Source organism: Micromonospora sp. NPDC048871, from assembly GCF_043198155.1.
Taxonomy (GTDB): domain Bacteria; phylum Actinomycetota; class Actinomycetes; order Mycobacteriales; family Micromonosporaceae; genus Micromonospora.
Genome location: NZ_JBICUM010000010.1, coordinates 96,236 through 119,857, shown reverse-complemented (window position 1 = coordinate 119,857; position 23,622 = coordinate 96,236). Strand labels below are relative to the sequence as shown.

General features: G+C 71.3%; 22 protein-coding genes. 8 read left to right on the top strand and 14 right to left on the bottom strand.

Annotated elements, in window-relative coordinates; translation table 11 throughout:
- Positions 1–9: 9 nt before the first annotated feature.
- Genes ACGFIK_RS21245 through ACGFIK_RS21225 form a run of 5 tightly spaced genes read right to left on the bottom strand, consistent with a single transcriptional unit; the run spans position 10 to position 6,196 of the window.
- Positions 10–1,290 carry an AMP-binding protein gene (locus ACGFIK_RS21245; RefSeq protein WP_327022925.1) on the bottom strand — a complete coding sequence of 427 codons (1,281 nt, stop codon included), beginning with the start codon at positions 1,288–1,290 and terminating at the stop codon, positions 10–12.
- 2 nt (positions 1,291–1,292) lie between these two features.
- Complete coding sequence (locus tag ACGFIK_RS21240; protein ID WP_393340797.1) at positions 1,293–3,269, bottom strand: anthranilate synthase family protein; 1,977 nt, start codon at positions 3,267–3,269, stop codon at positions 1,293–1,295.
- Positions 3,266–3,913, bottom strand: coding sequence for an isochorismatase family protein (locus ACGFIK_RS21235; RefSeq protein WP_327022923.1), 648 nt, complete (start codon positions 3,911–3,913; stop codon positions 3,266–3,268). Before ACGFIK_RS21235 ends, ACGFIK_RS21240 begins: the two co-directional genes overlap by 4 nt.
- Before the next feature lie 38 nt (positions 3,914–3,951).
- Positions 3,952–4,710, bottom strand: a complete 759-nt coding sequence (locus tag ACGFIK_RS21230; protein ID WP_327022922.1) for a 2,3-dihydro-2,3-dihydroxybenzoate dehydrogenase — start codon at positions 4,708–4,710, stop codon at positions 3,952–3,954.
- 1 nt (position 4,711) lies between these two features.
- Entirely contained in the window at positions 4,712–6,196 is a 1,485-nt protein-coding gene (locus tag ACGFIK_RS21225) for an amidohydrolase family protein (protein WP_327022921.1), read from the bottom strand.
- 138 nt (positions 6,197–6,334) lie between these two features.
- Here ACGFIK_RS21225 and ACGFIK_RS21220 point away from each other — a divergent pair, with 138 nt between their 5' ends.
- Positions 6,335–6,955 (top strand): CGNR zinc finger domain-containing protein, encoded by a 621-nt coding sequence (locus ACGFIK_RS21220; RefSeq protein WP_327022920.1) that lies wholly within the window; start codon positions 6,335–6,337, stop codon positions 6,953–6,955.
- A gap of 4 nt (positions 6,956–6,959) precedes the next feature.
- Here the strand turns inward: ACGFIK_RS21220 and ACGFIK_RS21215 are convergent, their stop codons facing one another.
- From ACGFIK_RS21215 to lysW, 8 genes are read right to left on the bottom strand one after another with little or no spacing between them, the layout of a single operon-like run.
- Positions 6,960–7,124 (bottom strand): hypothetical protein, encoded by a 165-nt coding sequence (locus tag ACGFIK_RS21215; RefSeq protein ID WP_327022919.1) that lies wholly within the window; start codon positions 7,122–7,124, stop codon positions 6,960–6,962.
- A 44-nt stretch (positions 7,125–7,168) separates the two neighbouring features.
- Positions 7,169–8,314 carry an acyl-CoA dehydrogenase family protein gene (locus ACGFIK_RS21210; protein ID WP_393340792.1) on the bottom strand — a complete coding sequence of 382 codons (1,146 nt, stop codon included), beginning with the start codon at positions 8,312–8,314 and terminating at the stop codon, positions 7,169–7,171.
- 2 nt (positions 8,315–8,316) lie between these two features.
- Positions 8,317–9,903, bottom strand: a complete 1,587-nt coding sequence (locus ACGFIK_RS21205; protein ID WP_327022917.1) for an AMP-binding protein — start codon at positions 9,901–9,903, stop codon at positions 8,317–8,319.
- Positions 9,900–10,871: a transketolase C-terminal domain-containing protein gene (locus tag ACGFIK_RS21200; RefSeq protein ID WP_327022916.1), complete on the bottom strand. Its 972-nt coding sequence runs from the start codon at positions 10,869–10,871 to the stop codon at positions 9,900–9,902. Before ACGFIK_RS21200 ends, ACGFIK_RS21205 begins: the two co-directional genes overlap by 4 nt.
- Entirely contained in the window at positions 10,868–11,704 is an 837-nt protein-coding gene (locus ACGFIK_RS21195; protein WP_327022915.1) for a transketolase, read from the bottom strand. Before ACGFIK_RS21195 ends, ACGFIK_RS21200 begins: the two co-directional genes overlap by 4 nt.
- A gap of 35 nt (positions 11,705–11,739) precedes the next feature.
- Positions 11,740–12,765 carry an N-acetyl-gamma-glutamyl-phosphate reductase gene (argC, locus tag ACGFIK_RS21190; protein WP_327022914.1) on the bottom strand — a complete coding sequence of 342 codons (1,026 nt, stop codon included), beginning with the start codon at positions 12,763–12,765 and terminating at the stop codon, positions 11,740–11,742.
- Entirely contained in the window at positions 12,762–13,622 is an 861-nt protein-coding gene (locus ACGFIK_RS21185) for a RimK family alpha-L-glutamate ligase (RefSeq protein WP_327022913.1), read from the bottom strand. Before ACGFIK_RS21185 ends, argC begins: the two co-directional genes overlap by 4 nt.
- Positions 13,623–13,637: 15 nt before the next feature.
- A complete protein-coding gene (lysW, locus tag ACGFIK_RS21180) occupies positions 13,638–13,820 on the bottom strand; it encodes a lysine biosynthesis protein LysW (RefSeq protein WP_327022912.1) in 183 nt (60 codons plus the stop codon).
- A 237-nt stretch (positions 13,821–14,057) separates the two neighbouring features.
- Here lysW and ACGFIK_RS21175 point away from each other — a divergent pair, with 237 nt between their 5' ends.
- Genes ACGFIK_RS21175 through ACGFIK_RS21160 form a run of 4 tightly spaced genes read left to right on the top strand, consistent with a single transcriptional unit; the run spans position 14,058 to position 18,472 of the window.
- Positions 14,058–14,891: a family 3 encapsulin nanocompartment shell protein gene (locus tag ACGFIK_RS21175; protein ID WP_327022911.1), complete on the top strand. Its 834-nt coding sequence runs from the start codon at positions 14,058–14,060 to the stop codon at positions 14,889–14,891.
- Positions 14,884–15,813: a sulfotransferase gene (locus ACGFIK_RS21170; RefSeq protein ID WP_327022910.1), complete on the top strand. Its 930-nt coding sequence runs from the start codon at positions 14,884–14,886 to the stop codon at positions 15,811–15,813. The genes ACGFIK_RS21175 and ACGFIK_RS21170 overlap by 8 nt, the downstream gene beginning before the upstream one ends.
- Positions 15,814–15,818: 5 nt before the next feature.
- A complete protein-coding gene (locus ACGFIK_RS21165; RefSeq protein ID WP_393340785.1) occupies positions 15,819–16,586 on the top strand; it encodes an SDR family NAD(P)-dependent oxidoreductase in 768 nt (255 codons plus the stop codon).
- An 11-nt stretch (positions 16,587–16,597) separates the two neighbouring features.
- The gene (locus tag ACGFIK_RS21160; protein WP_327022908.1) at positions 16,598–18,472 is read left to right on the top strand and encodes a M20/M25/M40 family metallo-hydrolase; all 1,875 of its coding nucleotides are present in this window, start codon (positions 16,598–16,600) and stop codon (positions 18,470–18,472) included.
- 168 nt (positions 18,473–18,640) lie between these two features.
- Here the strand turns inward: ACGFIK_RS21160 and ACGFIK_RS21155 are convergent, their stop codons facing one another.
- Entirely contained in the window at positions 18,641–19,513 is an 873-nt protein-coding gene (locus ACGFIK_RS21155) for a LysR substrate-binding domain-containing protein (RefSeq protein ID WP_327022907.1), read from the bottom strand.
- A 220-nt stretch (positions 19,514–19,733) separates the two neighbouring features.
- On the opposite strand from ACGFIK_RS21155, the gene ACGFIK_RS21150 reads away from it, so the two are divergent.
- Genes ACGFIK_RS21150 through ACGFIK_RS21140 form a run of 3 tightly spaced genes read left to right on the top strand, consistent with a single transcriptional unit; the run spans position 19,734 to position 23,591 of the window.
- Complete coding sequence (locus ACGFIK_RS21150; RefSeq protein WP_327022906.1) at positions 19,734–19,898, top strand: hypothetical protein; 165 nt, start codon at positions 19,734–19,736, stop codon at positions 19,896–19,898.
- Positions 19,899–19,908: 10 nt separating this feature from the next.
- Positions 19,909–22,164: a TOMM precursor leader peptide-binding protein gene (locus tag ACGFIK_RS21145; protein WP_393340781.1), complete on the top strand. Its 2,256-nt coding sequence runs from the start codon at positions 19,909–19,911 to the stop codon at positions 22,162–22,164.
- A gap of 29 nt (positions 22,165–22,193) precedes the next feature.
- A complete protein-coding gene (locus ACGFIK_RS21140; protein ID WP_393340779.1) occupies positions 22,194–23,591 on the top strand; it encodes a SagB family peptide dehydrogenase in 1,398 nt (465 codons plus the stop codon).
- The last annotated feature ends 31 nt before the right edge of the window (positions 23,592–23,622 follow it).

The following is a 23,622-nucleotide window of genomic DNA, read 5'->3' as shown; positions in this document are numbered from 1 at the left end:
CCGGGTCGGTCAGTTGAACGGCAGGGCCTTGCTCCAGTCCTCGCCCGCCGCCAGCAGACTGCGAGGCTTCACGACGTCCTTCTTCTGGGTGAGCACCTGGAAGGGCAGCAGGGTGCCCGGTTCGAGGGCGGTCACCTCGGCGGGTACCCCCACCTCATCGGCGATCGCCGCCCGTACCCGGGCGACCGCGGCCTCCCGGTGCTCGGCGGGCACCTCGAACTGGACCCGCAGCAGGTCCCGATCGGCGCGGGCCCGCCAGAACAGCACCTCGTGCTCGATCGGCAGGCTGAAGATGATCTCTTCGAGTTGCTGCTGGGTCACCGTGCCGTCGGCCACCGGGTGGCCGTACACCGACCGGCCCATGACCCGGATGGAGGGCAGCCGCCAGTCGCACGGACAGTCCTCGTAGGACACCTCGACGTCGTCCTCCAGGTTGTACCGCAGCAGGGGCATGGCCTCCCGGTACAACGGGGTGACCACCAGTTGACCCCGGCCCTCGGGGCTGATCCGGCCGGTCTGCGGGTCGTACACCTCGAAGACCATCCGGTCGGCCCACAGGTGCATCCGGCCGTGCCGGCACTCCCCGGCCAGGCTGCCGGTCTCGGTCGAGCCGTACTCCTCGACGATCGGCACCCCCCAGATCTCGCTGATCCGGCGACGCCGGGCCCCGGTCAGGGGTTCCCCGCCGACGAACAGGGCGCGCAGGGCGGGGAAGTCCCGCGCCGGATCCAGCCCGGCCGCCCGGGCGGTGGCCGCCCAGACCAGGGGCTCGGTCGGGATCGACCAGGTCAGGGACACCTCCAGGTCGTGCAGGGCCTGCACCACCCGGGCGTACGGCATGGCCAGGGAGCGGTAGTCGCCGGGGACCACGGTGGCGCCGTGCAGCCGGGCCCCGGCCTGGGCCAGATGACCGGTGATCATCAGGGCGTACGGGGTGCGGACGAAGAAGGTGTCCTCCGGGGTTATCCCCACCCACTTGCGGGCGTACCGCTCGGCCAGGTCGATCCAGTCCTCCGCGGTGTAGTAGGAGGGGGTGGACTGGCCGGCGGTGCCGCTGGACTCGTGATAGGTGGCCAGGTCCCGGCGCGGCACCGCGAGCATCCCGAAGGGGTACTGGTCCCGGAGGTTCTGCTTGGTGGTCAGGGGTTGTTCGGTGAGCTCGGTGAGGTCGCGCCCGGCGTAGAAGGGGGCCCGGGAGGCCCACTCCATGACCTTGGGGATCTGCTTGGCCTGAAGGTCGCGCAGTTCGTCCAGGTCGGCCCAGTCACCGAGGCGGGGCAATGCCTGCATGTTCATCTCCTCGCCGTCGCTTGCACCGTTGCCTCCGAGGCTAGGAATCCGGTCGAGGTGGCTACAAGGGATCGGTGATCAGCAATGCTTCTCACTCTCTGCGGCAGTACTTCACCGAGCAGTTCACCGATGATCCGAATGCCGCCGGGGGTCAGCACGGATTCCGGGTGGAACTGCACCGAGGCGAATCCGGGACCGATCAGCCCGTGCACCTCGCCGCTGTCCGCCTCGCGCAACACCGTGATCGCCCCCGGCCGGTCCGGGCTGGTGATCTCCGGCGTCGGGCTCTGAGCGGCGAACGTGTTGTAGAAGCCGACCAGTTCGGTGCGGTGCCGGAACGGGATCCGCCGCTGGGTGCCCTGGTTGGGGAAGGGGATCCGGGTCACCTCCAGGCCCAGCACGGTGCTGAGCACCTGGTGGCCCAGGCAGATGGCGAAGAAGGGCACCCCCAGGGCGAGCAGCCGCCGGGCCGCCGTCCGCAGGGTCATGATCTTGTGGTCGGTGAACTGCCGGGGGTCCCCGGGCCCGGGGCCGAGCACCACCAGATCGTGCCGGTCCAGGTCGTACGCTTCGTCGAAGCGGCGTACCTCCACCTCGAAACCGAGGGCCACCAGGGCGTGCCGGAGCATCTCCGTGAAGGTGTCCTCGGCGTCGATCACGAGCACCCGGCGACCGGCCAGCCCGGGCTGGATCCGATCCCGGTCCTCCGGGTCGTCGAACCAGAAGTCGGCCAGGGGCCGGTTGCGGGTGGCCAGGGCGTGCCGGATCGAGGGGTGCAGACCCACCGAGGTGTCCGGCCAGGTGGCGGGGGCACCCGGCTGGTCGGCCAGGGCCTCCAGCAGCCCGGCCGCCTTGGCCCGGGTCTCGGCCGCCTCGGTGACCGGCTGGGAGTCGCGGACCAGGGTGGCACCCACCCCGATCCGCATCCGGCCGGCCAGGTCGATGTCGGCCGTGCGGATCAGGATCGCCGAGTCGAGCTGCCGGGCCCCCTCGGAGTCCCGGCCGATCAACGCGATCAGCCCGGCGTAGTAGTCCCTCCCCCCGGGCTCGTACCGGGCGACCACCCGGCAGGCGCTCTCCAGGGGACCCCCCACCACGGTCGGGGCGAACAGGGTCTCCCGCAGGATGTCCCGGACATCCCGGGTGCTGCGCCCCTCGATCAGGTACTCGGTGTGGGCCACCCGGGCCATCTGCTTGAGCTGCGGACCGATCGCCCGGGCACCCCGGTCGCAGATCCGGCCCATCATCTTCAGTTCCTCGTCGAGCACCATGGACAGCTCGTTGGCCTCCTTGGCGTCCGCCAGGAAGTCGAGCATCCCGGCCAGGTGGGGGCCGCCGGGCGGATACCGGTAGGTCCCGCTGATCGGGTTCATCGTCACCGTGCCGGCGTCCAGGGTGACGTGCCGTTCCGGGGAGGAACCGATCAGGGTGCGCTCGCCGGTGTGCACCAGGAAGGTCCAGTGGGCCCCCGGATCCCGGCCGAGCAGGCGACGGAAGAAGATCAGGGCGGTCCGCGTCGACCAGCCGGTGATCTCGGTGTGGAAGGACCTTTTGAGTACGAAGTTGGCCCCGGCCCCGGTGCCGATCTCGTCGTCGATCACCTGCTGCACCAGTGCGGCGTACTCGTCGTCGTCCAGGTCGAAGTGGCCGCCGTCGTACTCGATCGGGGCCTGGGGCAGGGTGGCCAGCACCTCGGCGATCGGCAGCCGTTGCTGTTCGGTCACCGCGATGGTGACCAGGGGTGCCGCGTCGTCCGGGGCCTCGAAGCCGCGCTCGCGGATCTGCCGGTACGGCAGGATCGCCAGCAGGTCGTGCCGGGCCCCGCTGCCCCCCTCGACGGGCAGGGGGATGTCGGCGATCCGCTCCACCGTGTCCGCCGTACCGATGATCAGGTCGATGGTGTCGGGGTCGTGGCCGGGCCGGTGCAGCAGGGCGAAGGGGGGCCCGTCCGGGGCGGTGACCCGTTCCAGCCAGGTCATCGCGGTGCCCCCTGCATCATGGCCAGGGCGGTGCGGGTGGAGACGGTCACCGAGCAGCGGGAGGCCGCGTACTCCAACGCCAGGCGGTGGAACTCCGGGGTGAAGTCGGCGATGGCGTCGGCCACCAGGAAGGTCTGGATGTCGTTGGAGAAGCCCTCGTGGGCGGTCATCAGGATGCCGACATGGGCGTACACCCCGCAGATGACCAGCTGGTCGCGACCCAGGTCGCGGAGCTGGTCGAGCAGACCGGTCCGGCAGAAGGCGCTGGGCCGCCACTTGGTGTGTACGACATCCGGCCCGGCCGGGGCCAGCTGGTCGATGATCGCCCGGTGTTGCGGGTCGGCGCTCATCCCGCTGCCCCAGAAGTCCTTCAGCAGGCCACGCTGCCGGTCGTCCATCCCACCCGGCTGGGCGGTGTAGGTGACCGGTGCGCCGGCCGCGGTGAAGGCCTCCCGCAGCGCCTGGACGTTGGGCACCAGCTCGCTGACCGGTGACTGGGTGGCCGAGAAGGGTTGCAGGAAGTAGCGCTGCATGTCGTGGATCAGCAGCACCGCCCGGGCGGGATCGATGATCCACCGTACGGTGTTGACCGGCAGTTCGTGTTCGGCCGGCATCGGGTACGGCGCGATCGCGGGGATCGACATGGGTGCCTCCGTGGTCTCCAGGGTTTCGTGGGGCAGGGTCAGGCGCCGAGCGACGCACCGCCGTCGACGACCAGTTCGTGCAGGGTGATGTGGGACGCCCGGTCCGACAGCAGGAACAGCACCGCCGCGGCGATGTCCGCGGGACTGGCCAGCCGGCCCAGCGGAATGCCCACCCGGAAGGTGTCCGCGGTGCCCTCGATGGAGATCCGCCGGGCGTCATCGTCGGCCCAGAGGGAGGTCAGCATCGGGGTGTCCGTGGAGCCGGGCGCGACCACGTTGCACCGGATGCCGTGCCCGGCCACCTCCAGCCCGAGCACCTTGGTGAAGCTGGTGGCCGCCGCCTTGGAGGCCGCGTAGGCACCCATGTGCCAGCGCGGCACCGCGGTGGCGTTGGAGGCGACCGTGACGATCACCCCGAAGCGGCGGGGCACCATCGCCCGGGCGACCGCCCGGCTGACATGGAACACCCCGGTCGTGTTGACCGCGAAGGTGTTGTTCCAGTCCTCGTCGGTGAGCTCGGTGGCCGCTGCGGTACGCAGGATCCCGGCCGCGTTGACCAGGTAACCGATCCCACCCAGCTCCCGCTCGACCTGGTCGATCACCTCGTCGACCTCGGCGCTGACGGAGACGTCGACCGGATAGGCTCGCACCCCCTCGACCTCGTCGGCCAGTTCCTTCAGGGCCACCGGGTTGCGATCCAGCGCCGCGACCGCGACCCCGGCCGCGGCCAGGGCCCGGACGACGGCCGCGCCGATGCCTCCCGCGGCCCCGGTGACCACTGCTGTTCCGCTCGTCATGTCAATCGCCTTCCGTGTTGGTGGCTCGGCGGATCCACTGCGCCACGACCCCGGGATCGACCCCCAGGCGACGTATGGAGAAGGAGGCGAGAGCGTCCAGGTACTGCGCCTGCAGGTCGCTCTCGTCGAGGTCGACCGGCCGCCCGCCACGCACCCGGACCTGCCCGGCGACCAGCACGGTGTCCACGTCCTGGGAGCCGCCCAGAGCCAGGAAGCCCTCCAACGGGCGGGGATTGAGCAGGTACCGCCAGTCCTGGGTACGGATCAGCTGGATGTCGGCCTGGTGGCCGGGCTCCAGGCTGCCGATGCCGGCCCAGTCCAGCCCTCGGGCCGGGATCCGGGTGGCCATCGCCAGGGCGTCGGTGGGCCGGACCTCGGTCGGGTCCGCGGACATCTCGTTGAGTTGCTGCCAGACGGCCCGCATGTTCTCCGCCATGCCGCCCACCGGCAGGGGTGCGCCGTCGGTGGACAGGGACACGTCCAGTCCGGCCCGACGGAAGTGCGGCATGGCCCGGGTCTCGGTCACCGTGGCCTCGCCGGCCGGGCCGTACTTGGCCGGTGAGTAGCTGATGTGCGCGTTCGCGGCCACCAGCATCTTGCGTTCGTCCTCGTCGGCGAAGGCGCAGTGCACCGCCATGAACCGGTCCGAGAGCAGCCCCAGGTCGGCGAAGCGGCGGACCGGGGTGGCGCCGAAGTAGGTCCGGGACACCTCCACCTCGTTGCGCAGCGCGCCGACATGGGTGGCGAAGGGCAGGTCGTGGCGCCGGACGAGTTCGGCGAAGCCGGCCCCCAGCTCGTCGGTCATGTTCAGGCTGTAGACCGCGGTGGGACGGGCCCGGAGCAGGCCGGTGGTGTCCCCGGCCAGGTCCCGGACCACCTCCTCGATGCCGGCCAGCACCAGGTCGGCGTCCCGGGTGCGACGGAAGCGGGTCTCCCCGGGCGCGCACCGGGCGTCACTGGCCCAGGTGCTGATCGAGCAGCGCATGCCCAGGCTCCGGGCGGCGGCGGCCAGGGCGGTCGGGTGGTTGAAGGATCCGACGTCGCCCAGGGTGGTGACCCCGGACCGCAGCTGGGTCCACATCGAGTACCGCGCGATCGCGGTCGCCTCGTCCGGGGTGAGATCCGCGATCAGGTCGGTGAAGTCGTCGAAGGCCCCGGAGATCGCCCGGACATCGCCGCCCAGGGCCATGAAGACCGGCCGGTCCTCCCGGTCGCTGGGGGAGCGCAGCGCCCCCTTGAACGGGAAGCGCATCGCGAACATCTCGTGCCAGTGCGGGTTCACGAAGCCGGGCAGGATCATCATGCCCCGGGCGTCCAGCACCCTGAGTTCCGCGCGCTGCTGCGGTAGCAGCGTCGCCTCCACCTCCTCGGTCGGACCGACGGCGGCGATCCGGTCGCCGGTGACCAGGACCGCGCCGTCGGGCAGCACCCGATGCTCGTCATCGGCCGGGTAGAGGCTGCCGCCTCGGATCAGCAGTGTCGTCACGATGCGTCCCTCCGTCGCCGGTCGGTTACCAGCAAAACGCTATGGCGGTAACATGAGGCGGACAAGGGAGCCGCTATTAGCGCAACTACTCGACTTGAGCGCTACCGATGTATTTGAATAGCCGGTAGAGTTCGCGGAATGAGAGGACAGCCCGGAGGTAGGACGGCCGCACCGGACGGACTGGCATTGGTACAGGCCTTCATCAACAGCGTCAATGTCGAATTCGGGCCGGACGAGTTCGCCGATCTGGCGGGGTTCGCCCGCTGGCTGGCCCGCAACGGCTGGCCCGAGGTGCAACCGGACGAGCTCGACCGGCGGGACGCGATCGCCCTGCGGGAGGCCCTGCGGGCCCTGGCCCGGGAACACAACGGCGGGCCGCCGGCGACGACGGCCCGCCGCACGGTGGCCCACATCTCGGCCGGGTGCCCACTGGTGGTCGGCTTCGCTCAGGACGACGGTGACCCGGCACTGCTACCCACCCAGGACGGGGTACGGGGAGTGCTGGCCACCGTGCTGGCCGCGGTTACCCGGTCCGTGGTCGAGGGCACCTGGCCACGACTCAAGGCATGTCACGAGCACCGCTGCGAATGGGTCTTCTACGACCGGTCCCGCAATCGCAGCAGTCGGTGGTGTTCGATGGACATCTGCGGGGTCCGGGCCAAGATGCGGGTCTACCGCCAGGGGCGGCGTCAGGCCGAGCGGGAACCGGCCCCGGAGGCCACCGCCGCGGCGGCGACCCCGAGGCCGGGGGTCAGCTGACCGGTCACCCCGACCAGGTCCGGTCCGCGTGTCGTTCCCAGACGCAGTAACCGTTGCCCCGCAGTCGGCGCAGCACCTTCAGGTGCCGGCGCGCCGATCCCCGGCGTGACTCCAGGATCGCCTTCAGGTAGCGGCGCCGTTCCTCCACGATCGCTTCCGCCCTGGTCATGTCCCACCCCTGCCCTTCCTATCCGTCGAAGTTCCCTTCTCGGGTCACGGTGCGCGTTCCCGGCCGAGCAGGTGCCGGGCCACGACGAGCTTCGTGGCGGCGGCCGTTCCGTCGGCCAGTTGCAGGCCCACGACATCGCGCAGGCGCTGGGCCATCGGCCCGTCCTCCGACCAGCCCAGGTGCCCCAAGGTCAGCAGGGACTGGTGCACCGCCTCCATGGCGGCCTTGGGGGCCCACCACTTGGCCATGTTGGCCGGCAGCCGAGGGTCACCACCGGTGTCCGCCGCGGTCAGCGCCTCGAAGGCGACCAGCCGCGCGGCGTGCATCATCGTCAGGTGTTCCACCAGCGGGAAGGTCACCGCCTGGAAGCGGCTCAGGGGCTGCCCGAAGGCCTCCCGTCCCCCGGCATGGGCGAAGGCGGCGTCCAGGGCGGCCCGACCGACCGCGATGGACATCAGGGCGATGTACGCCCGGGACACCCCGAACCCGCGCATCACCTGGACGAACCCCATCCCTTCGGCGCCGACCAGGTCGGCGGGGGAGAGCCGGACCTCCTCCAGCAGGATGCGCCCCCGCCCTCCGGAGCGGCAGCCCAGATCGGACTGCCCCTCGACCCGTACCCCCGGGGTGTCCAGGGACAGATAGAAGGCGCTGATCCCGCGCGGCCCCGCACCCCCGGTGCGGACGAACAGCAGGGCGTGGGTGGCGTACACCGCCGCCATGATCGAGGTCTTCTCGCCGCTGACCACCCAGCCCTCGCCCTCCGGGCGGGCCCGCATCCCGATGTTGGCGGCGTCCGTGCCGTGCTCCGGCTCGGTCAGGGCCAGGGCCACCACGGACTCGCCCCGGGCGATCGGCGGCAACCAGCGGGCCAACTGTTCCTCGGTGGCGTTGGCGGCCAGCACCCCGCCGACCAGGGCGGCGTTCAGCACCGGGAAGCACACCGACAGGTCGGCGGCGGCCAGTTCCTCCAGGGCCAGGCCGACATAGGCCGTATCCAGGCCACGACCGCCGTAACCGGTGGGTATGCGCAGTCCGAACAGGCCGGTGGCGGCGATCTCGGTGAGCAGGCCCTCGCGGTACCGCCCGGCCCGGTCGCTCTGCACCCGGAAGGGTGCCACCCGCTCGCTGGCGAACGCGCGGATCTCCTTAACGAAAAGGTCCTGATCGGTAGAGAGGTGGAAATCCATCGTTACCCCCTGACGCGTTCGCGCAGCACGAACTTCTGGATCTTGCCGGACGGGGTGCGGGGAAGGGCCGGCAGCAGCTCGACCCGTTCGGGCCAGAACTGCTTGGCCATCCCCAGGCCGGCCAGATGGGTCCGGACCTCGTCCAGGGTCACCGGCGGACCGCCGGTGACCAGCACCGCGCAGGCCCGCTCGCCCAGGCGGTCGTCCGGATAGCCGACCACGGCCACATCGCGGATCGCCTCGTGGCGCAGCAGGGCCGCCTCCACCTCCACCACGGGGATGTTCTCCGCCCCGCGCATGATGATGTCCTTGACCCGACCGGTGATCCGGATGCCGCCGTACCCGTCGTCACGCGCCAGGTCCCCGGTGTCGAACCAGCCGTCCGGGGTGACCGAGGCGGCATAGGTCTCCGATCGACGGAAGTAGCCCAGGCACTGGCTGGCGCCCCGCACCTGGAGCAACCCGGAGGTGCCCGACGGGACCGGCCGGCCGGTCTCCCGGTCGACGATCCGCACCTGCATCCCGGGCACCGGGGTGCCGTCACTCTCCGCTGCCCGCAGTGGGGGTTCCTCCGGCCGGGTGATCGTCACGCAGCCGTTCTCCGACATGCCCCACAGGGCGTACAGGCGGCAGCCCAGCACCTCCCGGGCGTCCTCGACCAGCTTCGGGGCGATCGGGGCGCTGCCGGTGGCGAAGGTGCGCAGCGCGGAGAGGTCGCGCGGGCGGGCCCGCTGTTCCTCGATCAGATCGGACAGGAAGGTCGGCGCCCCCATGAAGAAGGTGACCCCGTGCTCCTGCATGATCCGCAGCATTGCGGCCGGGTTCCAGGCGTCCACCTGCACGGCCGTTCCCCCCAGCAGCAGCGGCATCACCAGGTTCCAGGTGTAGCCGGCCTGGTGGGTGGTGGGTGACCCCATCGCGGTGACCTCGTCGCCGGTCAGGTGCAGCACCTGGGCCTGGGCCCGGTTCATCGCGTCCATGGTGCGATGGCTGTGCACCACGCCCTTGGGCTCACCGGTGGTGCCGGAGGTGAAGATGACCTGGGCCGGGTCGTCCGGGTCCGGCGCCAGGGCGGCCAGGTCGATCGGGGGCGCCGGGCGGAGCAGGTCGATGTCGAAGTCCAGGGTCCCCGCCTCGCCGGCGGCGCAGTGGTGCCCGTCGTGCAGCAGCACCCGGTGACGGAGGGTGGGCACGGCCGCCGCCACGGCGGCGCTCATGTCCGCGTACGAGAATCCGCGGAACTCGGCCGCGGCCACGTACACCGGGCTCTGGGTCAACCGGGTCATGAACTCGACCTCGCGCTGGCGCATGATCGGCACCACCGGTCCGGCCACCGCCCCGATCCGGGCACAGGCCAGGATCATCGCCACCAGTTGCCAGGAGTTCGGCAGTTGCAGGGTGACCACCTCGCCCCGGCGTACCCCCAGGCGGACCAGGTTGGTGGCCAGCCGGTCGACCCGGTCGGCCAGGTCGGCGTAGGTGAGGGCCTCGGCGGTGTCGCCCCGGTAGCAGATCAGGGCGGTCCGGTCCGGCCGGTGGGCCGCCCAGTGGTGCAGCAGCTGCGGCAGGGTCTGGCCGGGCGGCATCATCGCGTACCTCCGATGGGGTGAACCGGCCGGCGCAGGGCCGCGCGGACCTTGGCGGCGACGGCGGCGGAGGTGACCCCGGCGTAATCGAGCAGGAAACGCTGGCCCCCGGAGACGTCGATGAAGGAGTCCGGCATGGCGATCCGGTGCACGGGCACCGGCAGGGTCTCGGCCAGGGCCTCGGTGACCGCGCTGCCCAGACCACCGGCCGCCCAGTGTTCCTCCACGGTCACCACCAGGCCGGTGATGCTCGCCGCGGCCAGGATGGTCGGGACGTCCAGGGGCTTGAGGGTGTGCACGTTCAACACCGCGGCCCGGATGCCGTCCCGGTGCAGCAGGTCGGCGGCCTCCAGGGCGGCCAGCAGCGGGTACGGCCCACAGGCCGCGATGGTCACATCCGTGCCGGCCCGGACCTGCTGGACCGTGCCGAGTCGGGGCGGAGGCCCGGCGGGCAGGGCCGGGGTCGCGTTGCGCCCCAGCCGCAGGTAGACCGGCCCCGGCACCCCGGCCGCCTGCCGGACCAGCTCCCGGGTCTGGGTGGCGTCGGCCGGCACCACCACGGTCATGTTCGGCAGGGCCCGCATCACCGCCAGGTCCTCAAGGGCGTGGTGGGTGGGGCCGAGGTGCCCGGCGGACACCCCGCAGTGGGTGGCCGCGATGCGTACCGGGGCGTTGGTCAGGGCGATGTCCACCTTGACCGCGTCCAGGGCCCGGGCCGAGGCGAAGGCCGCCATGGTGTTCACCCACGGCATCCGCCCGGCCCGGGCCAGTCCGGCCGCGGCGCCCATCAGGGTGTGTTCGGCGATGCCCACGTTCAGGTACCGGTTGGCGGTCGGGCCGAAGTCCACCCCCTTGAACAGGCCGGTGTCGCTGTCCAGGCAGACCACCCGATCATCCAGGGCCATCAGCTCGACCAGGGTGTCCCGGTAGGTCTCCCGGGAGGCGGGCGGGGCGACGGCGGGGGCGGTCACGACCGGCTCCGGCGCAGCACGGCCATCGCCTTGTGGTACTGCCGTTCCTTGAGGGCCACGTAGTGACTGCGCAGGTCCCCCTCGAGGTAGGGCAGGCCCTTGCCCTTCACGGTGTGCGCGATGACCAGGGTGGGGCGACCCTGCTCGGCGGGGGCCTCCAGGGCGGCCGTCAGCGCCTCGACGTCGTGCCCGTCCACCTCGTGGACGGTCCACCCGAAGGCCCGCCAGCGCTGCGCCATCGGCCCCAGCCGGCTGACCTGCTCGGTGCCACCGGTGATCTGCAACTGGTTGCGGTCGATGATCGCGGTGAGGTTGTCCAGGCCATGATGGGAGGCCACCCCGGCGGCCTCCCAGACCGACCCCTCCTGGGTCTCACCGTCCCCCATCACCACGAAGCAGCGACGGGCGCTGCCGTCCAGCCGGGCGGCCAGGGCGTACCCGATGCCCAGCGCCAACCCGTGCCCCAGGGAGCCGGAGGGGGCCTCCACCCCCGGCACCCCCGGGTGCGGATGGGCCATGAAGTGTCCGCCGGGCACGGAGTACTCGGCCAGGCGCTCGGCCGGGAAGTAGCCGGCCTCGGCCAGGGTGGCGTACAGCCCGATGCCGCCGTGTCCCTTGCTGAGCAGCAGGATGTCCCGATCCGGGGCCTGGGGGTCGGCCGGGTCCACGCGCATGACCCGCAGGTAGAGGGTGGCCAGGATCTCGACCAGGGACATCGAACCGCCCAGGTGCCCACCGTCCGGGCAGGCACACATGGTGACGATGCTCTCCCGGATCCGGGTCGTTCTCTGCGTCAGATCGGTGCTGGGTGGCGATGCGACAGCGATGCTCATGCCCGTCCTTCCGTCCGATATGTGGGTGGGGCTGCTCAGTTGGGGTGCAGGCCGGTGAACTCCAGGCCCTGCCGCTCCGGCAGTCCCAGGCGGATGTTCATGCACTGCACGGCGTTGCCGGCACCGCCCTTGACCAGGTTGTCCAGGGCGCTGATCACGGTCACCTGGGGTGCGCCGGGGTCGATCGCGAAGCCCACGTCGCAGAAGTTCGACCCGGAGAGGATCTTGGCGTCCGGAAACCGGTGCAGGCCGCGTCGATGCGCCACCACCCGGACGAAGGGTTCGTCCCGGTAGACCGTGCGGTAGGCCGCGCGGATCTTCCGCTCGTCCACCTCCTTGGTCACCTTCACCCGAGCCAGCAGCTGTACCCCCCGGACGGCCTCCACCCCGGTGGCCGTCATCCGGACCGGCAGGCCGGTGACCTGGGAGATCTCCGCCTCGTGGCGGTGCCGGGTGGGCGCGAAGACCCGCAGGGCGCCGCTGCGTTCGGCGTGCAGGTTCGCCGGTCCGGCGGTGTTGCCGGCCCCGCTCGACCCGGTGCGGGCGTCGATCGCCACCTCTCCCTCGATCAACCCGGCCCGGGCCAGTGGGGCCAGGGCCAGGATGCCGGCGTTGGCCATGCAGCCCGGCACGCTGATCCGGTCCGCGGTACGCAGCCGTCCCCGGTGGTACTCCGGGATGCCGGGTACGAAGGTGTCCAGCAGGTCGGGGGCGGTGTGCGCCACCCCGTAGTAGTCGGCGTAGGTGTCGGTGCAGCCCAGCCGGAAGTCACCGGACAGGTCGATCACCACCTCGGCCCGGTCCAGGAACTCCGGCATCCGCTGCATGGTCTCCCGGTGCGGGGTGGCCAGGAACAACACGTCGTACCGGTCGAGTTGGTCCTCGCCGACGAACGAGAGCTTGGTGCGCCCGCGCAGGTTGGGATGCACCCCGTCGACCAGTCGGCCGCCGAGCCGCCGGGAGGTGGCCGCCGCCAGTTCGATCCCGGGATGGGCGCTCAGCAGGCGCAACAGTTCCCCGCCGATGTAACCGGCCGCTCCGATCACCGCTACCCTTTTCATGCCTCCGCCTTCGTGATGAGCAGGTCCGCGATGGCCCCGGCGACATCGATGTCGCCGTGCGCGGATTCGAACCCGCGAAACTCGACCCGGTCGTTGACCTCGAGCACCGTCAGGCGGCCGTCGCCGTCCTCGATGAGGTCCACCCCGGCGATGTCGGCGCCCACCGCGGCGGCTGCCGCGACCGCCAGCCGCACCAGCTCCGGCCCGAGGTGGCAGGGTTCGCTGACCGCCCCCCGGGCCACGTTGGTGCGCCAGTCCTCGCCTCGGCGCCAGGTGGCGCCCAGAGCGCGTCCGCCGACCACGGCGACCCGGATGTCCCGGTCCGCCTTGGGCACCAGTTCCTGTACGTAGACGATGTGGGACTGCGGCGACGGCAGGGCCGCCACATGCTCCAGCACGGCACCGGCCATCGCCTCGTCGGTGACCCGGGTGACCAGCCGGCCCCAGGAACCGACCAGGGGTTTGATCACTGCGGGGTAGCCGACCTCGGCCAACGCCTTCAGACCCGCCTCCGGGGTCATCGCCAGGGCCGTCCGGGGGGTCGGCAACCCGTGCCGCAGCAGTGCCGCCGAGGTCAGCCACTTGTCACCGCTCAGGTGGGTGGCAGCAGCCGTGTTCACCACCCGGGCACCGGCCGCCTCCAGGGCTTCGGCCGCGTACCAGGCCCGGTAGTGCCCGACCTCGCGGTTGAGCACTACCCGGCCGGCGTACCGGTCGGTGGCCGCGGTCACGGACAACGACCGGGAATCCAGGTGGGTGAACCGGCTGCCGCGCCGATCCAGCGCGGCCATGATCCTTTTTTCCTCGTACCGCACCCGCGAGGCGAGTACGACGAGATCGGGGGGAGAGGTGTCCATGACCGCGTCTCCGCTCTACTCGCCCCAGTCCTCTTCGACCTCCGGTGCGGTGCTCAGGACCGGTGGCCGGACAGAGGTGATCTCCAGGTCGGAACGGCAGTCCGTGCACTCGATGATCTCGCTTACCAGGGCGTCGTCGCCCACGTAGATCTCCGCCATGCACTCGGGGCACTCGGCGCCGCTTATGACGTTTTGCATCTCGCCTCCCTTGATCGATGTGATTGATTTCCTGTTAACAATCTAAGCGCCACTCACATCGACCTCCAATAAGGACACTGTTTCACCGATCCGCTGAACGCTTATCGGCCTCGCCAATAAGGAACGCTTCTCGTGTTCGGGTCCGATGCATCTGCATACGTGATTAGGCTCGCCAAAACGCCCAGTACACATGGAGGGAAAATGCGCGGAACTGCGTTTGCCCCGACCCTGGACAGCTTGGGTCAGTCCGACCGGAGCCCGGGAGAGGTGTTCGCGGCCGCGGTCCGCGACACCCCCGGGGACGAGATCACGGTGCGGTACAGCCTGCACCTGCCGGCGGCGTTCCCCCTGTTCGCGTCCCGCCCCCGGTACACCGTCCGGCACCTGATGAAGACCGCGAACGTGCCGGACGAGCCGACCCCGTTCGTGTACGAGCCGCCGGCCGGTCGGCTGGAGTCCGGGTCCACCTACGCGACCACCCCGGAGGCGGCCTTCGCGCCCCGGTTGACCCGGGCCGGGCTGACCGACCTCAGTGTCGCCGTGCCGCTGCCGGCCGGCCTGCTCGACGAGCCCGAACTGCTGGCCACCTTCGTGGACCTGCGGGTGCTGGTCCGGCTCTCCGCCCGGGAGAACGACGCCCTGCTCAACGGCACGGAGGACGGGGTGATCCAGGGGCTGCTCCGGCAGCCCGGAACCCGCCGCCGTACCGCCGAGCCCGACCTGGTGACCGCGGTGACCGCAGCCGCCGCGGATGTGGAGAACACCGGCGGCTCCTGCGACGGCATCGTGGCGCACCCGGACGTCTACTGGCAGTTGGTCCGCCACGGCGCCCTGGGCCGGCTCAACGCCGCCGGGATCACGGTCTCCCGGACCCGGATGATTCCCCCCACCCGCCTGCTGCTCGGCGACTTCAGCGCCGCGACCACCCTGCTGCTGCCCGGGGTCAGCTCCCTGGCGGTACGCCCCGGCGCGGGACCGGAGGGGGGCGACCTGATCGTGGCCACCACCCGGGTCGGCCTGGCGGTCCGCCTGCCGCAGCACCTGATGATCATGGAGTTGGGCGATGGCTGAGCCACGGGTGCTCTACCTGACCGGTTGGCTGCGCAGCGGCAGCACCATGCTCGGCAATGTGCTCGGCGAGCTGCCCGGGGTGCTGCACGTCGGCGAACTGCACTACCTGTGGCGTAACGGGGTGCTGACCGACGGCACCAACTCCAGCTGCGGCTGCGGGCGCACCCTGACCGACTGCGACCTGTGGGCCAGCGCCCTGGGCGGCGGCCACCACACCGCCGTCCGGGTCGACTCCGCCCGCCGCACCCTCCGGCTTCAGGGGTCCCTGCTGCGGACCCGGCACACCCCGGCCCGCCTGCGGGAGGTACGCCGGGGGGTCCGCAACCCGGAGGTCGACGAGGTGGTCGGGCAGACCGCGGACATCTACCGGCTGCTGGCCGACCGGGGCGGTGAACGGCTGATCATCGACGGGTCGAAGTACCCCGCCGAGGCGGCCACCCTGCTGGGCCGCTCCGATCTCGATGTCCGGGTGCTGCACATCGTGCGCGACCCCCGCCCCACCGCCTTCTCCTTCCTGAAGGCCAAGGAGTACATCGACCCGATGAGCCCGGCCCGCAGCAGCGGGTTCTGGACCGCCTTCAACCTGGCCTCCGAACTGGTCGGACGGCAGGCCGGGGAGCGGTACCTGCGGGTGCGGCACGAGGACCTCTGCGCCCGGCCCCAGGAGACCATCGACGAGGTGATGCGCTTCGCCGGATTGGCGGGTCCCTCCCCGGTGGATGCGGCCGGTCGGGTGGTGCTGCACCCCAACCACACCGTCACCGGTAACCCGGACCGGCTGGTCAGCGGCGCCACCGTGATCCGGGGGGACGACCGCTGGCGGACCGGGATGACCCCGGCCCAGATAGCGGTGGCCACCGCGCCCGCCCTGCCGCTGCTCGCCCGCTACGGCTACCCACTGGTGCCTCGAACCGAGGGATGACGCTCATGGATCTGGGACTCCAGGGACGGGTGGCGATGGTGGCGGCAGCCAGCAGCGGGCTGGGCCTGGCCGTGGCCCGGGCCCTGGCCGGAGAAGGGGCACACGTCTCCATCTGCGGCCGGGACCCGGCCAGACTGGCCCGAGCACACGCGGAGGTGGCCGCCTGCGGCCCCGGCCAGGTGTTCAGCATGCCGGTGGACCTCACCGACGAGACCGCCGCCGCCGGTTGGGTCGAACGCACCGCCGAGGCGTACGGACGGCTGGACATCGTGGTGACGAACACCGGCGGGGTGCAGTTCGGGCCGGTGGACAGCTTCCGGGTCCCGGACTTCCGGGAGGCCGTGGAGGGCAATCTGCTTCCGCACATCAGCGTCACCCTGGCCGCCCTGCCACACGTGCGGCGCAACGGCTGGGGGCGACTGCTGATGATCACCTCGGAGTCGGTGCGGCAACCGCACCCGGAGAGCGGCCTGTCCTCGGTCGCCCGCCTGGGGCTGCTCGGCTACATGAAGGGCCTGGTGGAGGCGCTGGGGTCGGCCGGGGTGACCGTCAACGTGATCGCACCCGGCTTCCACCGCACCCCCATCCTCGATCAACAGTTCGGCGTCGATGTCGAGGTCGAGATCGCCAAGGTCGCCGAGCGGATCCCGCTCGGTCGGGTCGGCGATGTCGCGGACTTCGGCGCGCTGGTCAGCTTCCTGGCCGGCGAACAGGCCGCGTACATCACCGGCTCCGTCGTGGTGGCTGACGGCGGCAACACCCGTGGATTCTGAAGGAGAAGGGCATGTCAGCACTGGGATTCGCCGCCAACAGCCGCCAGGACCCCCTCTACGTGATCAAACTCGGTAGCGCGACCCTGGCCCACGAACGGGTCTTCGACGAGTTGGCCGACCTGCGGGCCCGGGGGGCCCGACTGCTCGTGGTGGTGGGCGGGGCCGAGGGCATCCGTCAGCACTACGCCGAGATCGGTCGACCGATCCGCACCCTGACCCTGGCCAACGGGGACGAGGTGCGGTACTGCCCGCCGGAGGAACTGCCGTACATCGTGCAGGCGTACCGCTCGGTGACCCTGCGCCGGATCGCCGAGGCCGCCGCCGCCCGTGGGCTGACCGCCTTCACCGCGGTGGCCGCCGACGGGGCGCTGGTGACCGGGCGGCCCAACCCGCCGGTCAAGGTCACCGCCGAGGGGCGTACCCGGGTGGTCCGCGACCATCGGGCCGGCCGGGTCGCCGAGGTGGCCACCGACCGGCTGCAAGCCCTGCTGGACGCCTTCGACATGGTCTGTGTCTGCGCCCCGGTGGCCGATCCGGGCCACGCACCGCTGAATGTGGACGCCGATGTGCTCGCCGCCGAGCTGGCCAACGCCCTGGCCGCCGACCATCTGCGGCTGGTGACCGGCACCCCGGGCCTGCTCCGGGACCCGGCGGACCCGACGGACCGGATCACCGACGCGGTCGCCGGCGAGACCGGCAGGTACGCCAAGGGCCGGATGCGGCAGAAGGTCCGGGCCGCGGAGATCGCCCTGGCCGGCCCGGCTGACGTGGCCATCACCGGCCCGCACACCCTGAGTCCGGCCACCGGCACCCGGTTCTGGCGCGCCCCGGCCCCGGCCCCCGACCTGGAGCTGCTGGCCCGCGCCACGGAGATCTCCTCGGTCTCCGGCGACGAGCGGGAACTGGCCGAGTACCTGGTCGACTGGTGCACCACCCGAGGGCTGTACGCCCGCATCGACGACCTGGGCAACCTGGTGGTCACCCGGGGGGAGGGGGGTCGGCACCGGTTGCTGATGCTCGCCCACCTGGACACCGTGCCGTACCGCTGGCCGGCCCGCTGGGAGGGCGAGACCCTGTACGGCCGGGGCAGTGTCGACGCCAAGGGCTGCCTGACGGCCTTCCTGGAGGTCCTGGCCGAGACGGCGGTGCCGCCGGACTGTGAGATCCGGGTGGTGGGTGCCGTCGAGGAGGAGATCACCGCGAAGGGGGCCTTCCATGTGCGCGACCATTACCCGGCCGATGCCGTCATCGTCGGCGAGCCGAGCGGGGCGGCTGCGCTGACGGTCGGCTACTACGGGTTGCTCAAGGCCCGGCTCACCGTCAGCCACCCGGTCGGCCACACCGCCGGGCGGGGGGTCAGTACCGCGGCCGACCGACTCCACGAGCACCTGGCGGCGATCCGGGATCGGCTTGCCGAGGTGGCCCCGGAGGCCATGCTGGCCGTGCTGGGGGTGCGGGCGGGCAACGCCGGGGACCGTCAGCAGGGTGAGGCCCTGTTAGACATCCGGGTGCCGCCCACGGCCTCGGTGCAGGATCTGGTCGCCCTGATCCGGGAGACCGCGCCGGATGCCCAACCGCAGATCCTGCGGGCCACCCCCGGGGTCCTCACCCCACGCAGCACCCCGCTGGTGAAGGCGTTCTCCCGAGCCTTCCGGGAGCAGGATCTGGTGCCGCGATTCCTGGCCAAGAAGGGCAGTAGCGACATGAACACCCTCGCCACCACCTGGCAGGGCATTCCGATGGTCGCCTACGGACCGGGCGACGCCACCCTGGATCACACCCCCCACGAGCATCTTCCGGCCGCGCAGTTGCGTACCGCGCGGCAGGTTCTGAAGATCGCGGTACGGAACTGGCTGACCGCCCGGACCCCGCAGGCGGTCCGCTGAACCCTGGGTACCCGGCCCGGGGTCACCGCGCGATGGCGTAGGTGACCCCGGGTCTCAGGGTCTGCGGCGGCCGGTCTGTGCCGGCGGTCCACTGGGCCGCAGCCCACTGGAACAAACGGCCGGGCACGCCGCAGGCCCGACCGAATCCGGTCGGGCCTGGTCGCGGTGCTACTCGGCGAAGGGATATCCGGCCAGGGCGTTCTGGAGGACCCGCCGGGCGGTACGGACGAAGGGAGGGGTTCCGGCGTTGGCGGAGACCGCCATGGTGACCGGAATCGGTCCGGGCGGCGCGGGCAGGTCGTCGGGGCCGGTACGCGGCAGCCCCCACAACCGGTCACCGTTGTCGATCAGGCAGGTGATGCCGAGGCCGGCTTTGGTGGCGGCACGCAGGCCGACCAGCTCGGAGCCCTCGTACCCCACCCGCCAGGGCACCGCCGCGGCGTTGAACAGGTCGACCACCCGGCTGCGCAGGGTGCTCGGCTCGGTGAACAGGGTGACCGGCAGCGCGGCGCCCTCGCCGTACACCGGCCTGCCGAACCAGTCCATCTTCAGATGGCCGAGTTCGTGGGTCACCGGGGCGCGCGGGGGGCAGGGTTGCAGCAACAGGGCCAGGTCCAGCTGCCCGCTGACGACCTGCCCTTCCAGGGTCTCACTGAGACCGGTTCGTACGCTGATTCTGGTGTGCGGCATCCGGTACGACAGCGAGGCGAGGATCTCCGGCAGGGCCTCGGCCAGTTGGTCGTCGACCCCGATGGAGAGTCGGGTGTCGCCGGTCGGCGGCATGAACCGCTCGACCACCTCGTCGTTGACCGCGACCAGCCGGCGGGCGTACCCGAGCAGTTCCTCTCCGGAGGTGCTGAGCCGCAGATCGCGGCCGGTGGAGAGGAATACCGGCTCCTTGATGAGCGAGCTCAGCTGACGGATCTGTTGGCTGATGGCGGGCTGGGTGACGTGCAGCGCCTCAGCTGCCCGCCGGAAGCCTCCGAGATCCACCACGGTCACCAGCGCACGGAGCCTGTTGATTTGCAGGTCGTGGTGCATGATTCCTCGCAAACATACTTGTCGACTGTGATGCGAGGTGCGGCATCAATTCCCACAATCGTAGGTTTGCGTCCGGCCGTATTCATACACCTCAGTTCATGAGCTGGGTGTGAAATTCTCACACCCAGCCGGTGAGGAGAAAACTATCGACCGGGTGGGCCGCTGTCGATAATTGATCCCATAAGTCGTACGCAGTGGATCACAGCAGAGGAGTCCGGAGATGGCCACCTGGGAGACCCCGCAGACCTCGACCGACAGTGCGCTCTATGACGTGATCGCCTCCGGCACCGGAACCACGGTCGCCGAGATCACCGACACCGAGACCTTCATCCACGACCTGGACCGGTGCTCGGACAGCACCCCGGCGTACACCTACTGCGGCTGAGGATCTCGCCGTGTCCGCCCACCCCTCGACTCGGATCGGTTTCCGCCGGCATCTGACGGCGGTGACCGTTCCCGAGGAGGCCGCCGTATACCTGGTGTCGGCCCGCGGCACGATCGCTCTCTCCGGCGAGCGTGCCGTCGCCCTGGGGCCCCTGCTCGACGGTTCGTTGAGCATGGCCGAACTCCAGCAGCGGACGGCCGGGAGGCTGACCTCGCAGGAGCTGGGCGCGACACTGGTGTCACTGGCCAAGGCGGACCTGATCGGCCTGCGCCGGTCGAGCGCGCCGGACACCGACCCGGCAGCCGGCGCCTACTGGGACCTGACCACCGGCGATGCCGACCAGGCGGCCGAACGGCTGGCCGCCGGGTCCGTCCGGGTGCTGTCGCTGAGCGCCACCGGTGCGGAGGAGGCCGCGGTCGCCCTGCGCGCCGCCGGCCTGTCCGTACCGGAGGGCCCGGACCTGGGCCCGGCCCTGACCATGGTGCTCTGCGACGACTACCTGGACCCCCGGCTTGAGTCGATCAACGCCGCGATGCTGGCGGCCGGGCTTCCCTGGCTGCTGGCCAAGACCACCGGCGCGGACCTGTGGGTGGGCCCGGTGTTTCACGGTCAGGGCCCCTGCTGGGGCTGCCTGGCCGGTCGCCTGCGGATGCGGCGCACCGGTGAGACCCTGGCGCGCGGCCGGGCCCAGGGGGTCACCGCGCCCGAGGCCTCCCTCGCGGTCACCCGTCTGATCGGGCTGCAACTCGCGGTTCTCGAAGCGATCAAGTTCTCGGCCGGTGCCGGGACCGACAGCTGGAACACGGTCAGCACCTTCGACACGGTGACCCTTCAGAGCCGGCGGCATCCGGTCGCCCGCCGCCCCCAGTGTGTGGCCTGCGGCGACCCGGAGTTCATGACCGCCCAGGTCTCCCAGCCGGTTCAACTGGTCGCGCGACCCAAGGCGTCACTCGTCGGCAACGGGCACCGGGCGCTCACCGCCGACCAGGTGTGGGAGAGGTACCGGCATCTGGCCGACCCGATCACCGGCATCACCGACCCGATCCGCCGCGACCCGCGCTGCCCGGATTTCCTGCACAGTTATCTGTCCGGGGCCAATCGGGCGGTGACCGGCCACGGCACCCTGACCGCCGCCAGAGCCGGTCTCCGACAGCAGAGCGGCGGCAAGGGCAGCACCGACATCGAGGCCCGGGTCGGCGCCCTGTGCGAGGCGGTCGAGCGCTGGTGCGGCTCCCGCTGCGGTGACGAGCCGGTGGTCCGCGCCAGCCTGCGGGACCTGGGCGACCGGGCGGTGCATCCGGACCAGGTGCAGCTGTTCGACCCCCGCCAGTTCCGTGACCGGGAGCGGTGGAACGCGGCCAACGGCGCGTTCCAGTACGTCCCGGAGATCTTCGACGAGACCGATGTGCTCGACTGGACCCCGGTCTGGTCGCTGACCCGGGACCGTGCCCGGATGTTGCCGACCGACCTGCTCTATTTCTCCCCCCAGGGCCACCGGTCCCTGCGCGCCACCTCGAACGGCAACGCCGCCGGGGCCAGCCGGGAGGACGCGATCATGCAGGGTCTGCTGGAACTGGTCGAGCGGGACGCGGTGGCCCTGTGGTGGTACAACCGCACCCGGCAGCCGGAGGTGGACCTGGCCTCCTTCGCCGACCAGTGGATGAACGCCCTGCCGGCCCGGTACGCCCGGGTCAATCGGGAACTCTGGCTGCTGGACCTCACCGCCGACCTGGGGGTGCCGGTGATGGCGGCGGTCTCCCGTCGTACGGACAAGCCGGCCGAGGACCTGATGCTCGGCTTCGGGGCACACCCGGATCCGACCGTCGCCGCCCGACGGGCCCTGACCGAGTTGGGGCAGCTGCTGCCGGCCGTGGTGGAGGTTGACGCGGCCGGGGCCTACGGCGCGGAGGATCCGCACGTGGTGCGCTGGTGGCGCTCGGCGACCGTGGCGAACCAGCCCTACCTGCGGCCCGCTCCGGGGCTCACGCTGCGGCGCGAGGACTATCGGTACGCCGAGTCCACCGATCTGCGGGACGATGTGGAGGGGCTGGTCGCCCGCGCCGCCGCCGAGGGTCTGGAGGTGCTCGTCCTGGACCAGACCCGCCCCGATGTGGGTCTGCCGGTGGTCAAGGTCATCGTTCCCGGGCTGCGTCACTTCTGGGCCCGTTTCGCCCCCGGGCGGCTCTTCGACGTACCGGTCCGGCTGGGACGGGTCGCCGCGCCGACACCGTACCCGGAACTCAATCCGATTCCCATGTTCCTGTGACCGGGAGTCTGACGATTGGATGACCTCCCATGCTGCCGCTGCCACTGTGGTCGTTCCGTGACGACGTTTTCGTGGAGGATCAGCCCGCGAACGCCGCCGTGGTGCTGCACAGCCGCTCCGGAGAGTCCGTTCTCACCCCGGTGGGGCCCGCGATCGTGCAGGCCCTGAAGCGGATGAGCCTGGGCCCGACGACGCTGTCGAACGTGATCACCGAGGAGTCGGACTGGACCGCCCTGCGGTCCATCATCGACGACCATCCGCACCTGGTGGTGCACTCCTACGGGCTGGATCCCCAGCAGCCCCTGATCTCGGTGGAGCCGCTGACCCCGGCGGCCCGGCTGGCCGAGCCGGCGGCGGTGCCCCAGGCGCCGGTGCGGCTGTCCCGGTTCGCGGTGATCCGCGCCGAGGGCGGAACCCTGGTCATCGAGTCGCCGCTGTGCCTGCACCGGGTGATCCTGCACGGCCCTGAGGCGGTGGCCGCCCTGGCCACCCTGATCCGGCCGGCCGTCCCGGACTTCGACGATCCGGTGGTACGCGCGCTGATCTCCCCCCTGGTGATGGCCGGCATGCTGGTGGACAACAGCGGTCAGCCGCTGGACGGCACCACCACCGGGGGTGACACCGACTCGGCCCTGCTCGGTTGGGATCCCGCGGAGCTGTTCTTCCACACCCGGGCCACCCTCGGCCGGCACGACCATGACTTCGGGGCCACCTACCCGGCGGGGGAGACCGGCCGGTTCCCGCCGGTGGTGAAGCCGCCCGCCCCGGGCCCGGCGATCGAGTTGTACCGGCCGACCGGCGACGACGGCCCAGGGCTGGTGGAGACGATCGAGGCCCCGCACGGCAGCGGGTACCTGGCCGTGGACCCGGTCAGTGATCGGGAGTTGGGGACCCTGCTCTACCGCACGGCCAGGGTGCGGTCGACGACGGTGGGCGACCCGCATTCCGCCGCAGCGGCCAGCGACCGACCGTACTCGTCGCCCGGCCGCAGCTATGAGCTGGAGATCTACGCCACCGTGCACCATTGCGACGGGGTGCCGCGGGGGGTCTACCACTACGACCCCGCCGGTCACCGGTTGGAACCCCTGGCCGTCTCCGGGGCCGAGGCCGACGAGATGTTGGAGACCAGCCGGGTGGCGGCCAACCTCAGCAGCCTGCCCGGGGTGCTGCTGTCCGTGACCGCCCGGTTCGAGCGGGTGTCCTGGAAGTACAGCGGCCTGGGCTATTCGTTGGTGCTGCGCAACTTCGGTGCGTTGACCCAGTTGATGTCTCTGGCCTGCACCGCTCTGGGCCTGTCCGGCCTGCGGATCGACGCGGCCGAGATCGAGGCGACCTCCCGCATCCTCGGTCTCGACTGGCGGGTCGAGCCCGGAGTCGGCAGTTTCGCCATCGGGCGTCCCGTCGTGACACCCACCCACTCACGTTGATCACACATGATGAACCCGATGTCAGGAGGAC

Coding starts and splice junctions, on each gene's coding strand:
- ACGFIK_RS21220 (WP_327022920.1), top strand. CDS start 6,335: ATGAGAGGACAGCCCGGAGGTAGGACGGCCGCACCGGACGGACTGGCA.
- ACGFIK_RS21240 (WP_393340797.1), bottom strand. CDS start 3,269: ATGACCTGGCTGGAACGGGTCACCGCCCCGGACGGGCCCCCCTTCGCC.
- ACGFIK_RS21150 (WP_327022906.1), top strand. CDS start 19,734: ATGGCCACCTGGGAGACCCCGCAGACCTCGACCGACAGTGCGCTCTAT.
- ACGFIK_RS21155 (WP_327022907.1), bottom strand. CDS start 19,513: ATGCACCACGACCTGCAAATCAACAGGCTCCGTGCGCTGGTGACCGTG.
- ACGFIK_RS21140 (WP_393340779.1), top strand. CDS start 22,194: ATGCTGCCGCTGCCACTGTGGTCGTTCCGTGACGACGTTTTCGTGGAG.
- argC (WP_327022914.1), bottom strand. CDS start 12,765: ATGAAAAGGGTAGCGGTGATCGGAGCGGCCGGTTACATCGGCGGGGAA.
- ACGFIK_RS21160 (WP_327022908.1), top strand. CDS start 16,598: ATGTCAGCACTGGGATTCGCCGCCAACAGCCGCCAGGACCCCCTCTAC.
- ACGFIK_RS21230 (WP_327022922.1), bottom strand. CDS start 4,710: ATGACGAGCGGAACAGCAGTGGTCACCGGGGCCGCGGGAGGCATCGGC.
- ACGFIK_RS21185 (WP_327022913.1), bottom strand. CDS start 13,622: ATGGACACCTCTCCCCCCGATCTCGTCGTACTCGCCTCGCGGGTGCGG.
- ACGFIK_RS21205 (WP_327022917.1), bottom strand. CDS start 9,903: ATGATGCCGCCCGGCCAGACCCTGCCGCAGCTGCTGCACCACTGGGCG.
- ACGFIK_RS21210 (WP_393340792.1), bottom strand. CDS start 8,314: ATGGATTTCCACCTCTCTACCGATCAGGACCTTTTCGTTAAGGAGATC.
- ACGFIK_RS21165 (WP_393340785.1), top strand. CDS start 15,819: ATGGATCTGGGACTCCAGGGACGGGTGGCGATGGTGGCGGCAGCCAGC.
- ACGFIK_RS21195 (WP_327022915.1), bottom strand. CDS start 11,704: ATGAGCATCGCTGTCGCATCGCCACCCAGCACCGATCTGACGCAGAGA.
- ACGFIK_RS21215 (WP_327022919.1), bottom strand. CDS start 7,124: ATGACCAGGGCGGAAGCGATCGTGGAGGAACGGCGCCGCTACCTGAAG.
- lysW (WP_327022912.1), bottom strand. CDS start 13,820: ATGCAAAACGTCATAAGCGGCGCCGAGTGCCCCGAGTGCATGGCGGAG.
- ACGFIK_RS21170 (WP_327022910.1), top strand. CDS start 14,884: ATGGCTGAGCCACGGGTGCTCTACCTGACCGGTTGGCTGCGCAGCGGC.
- ACGFIK_RS21235 (WP_327022923.1), bottom strand. CDS start 3,913: ATGTCGATCCCCGCGATCGCGCCGTACCCGATGCCGGCCGAACACGAA.
- ACGFIK_RS21245 (WP_327022925.1), bottom strand. CDS start 1,290: ATGCAGGCATTGCCCCGCCTCGGTGACTGGGCCGACCTGGACGAACTG.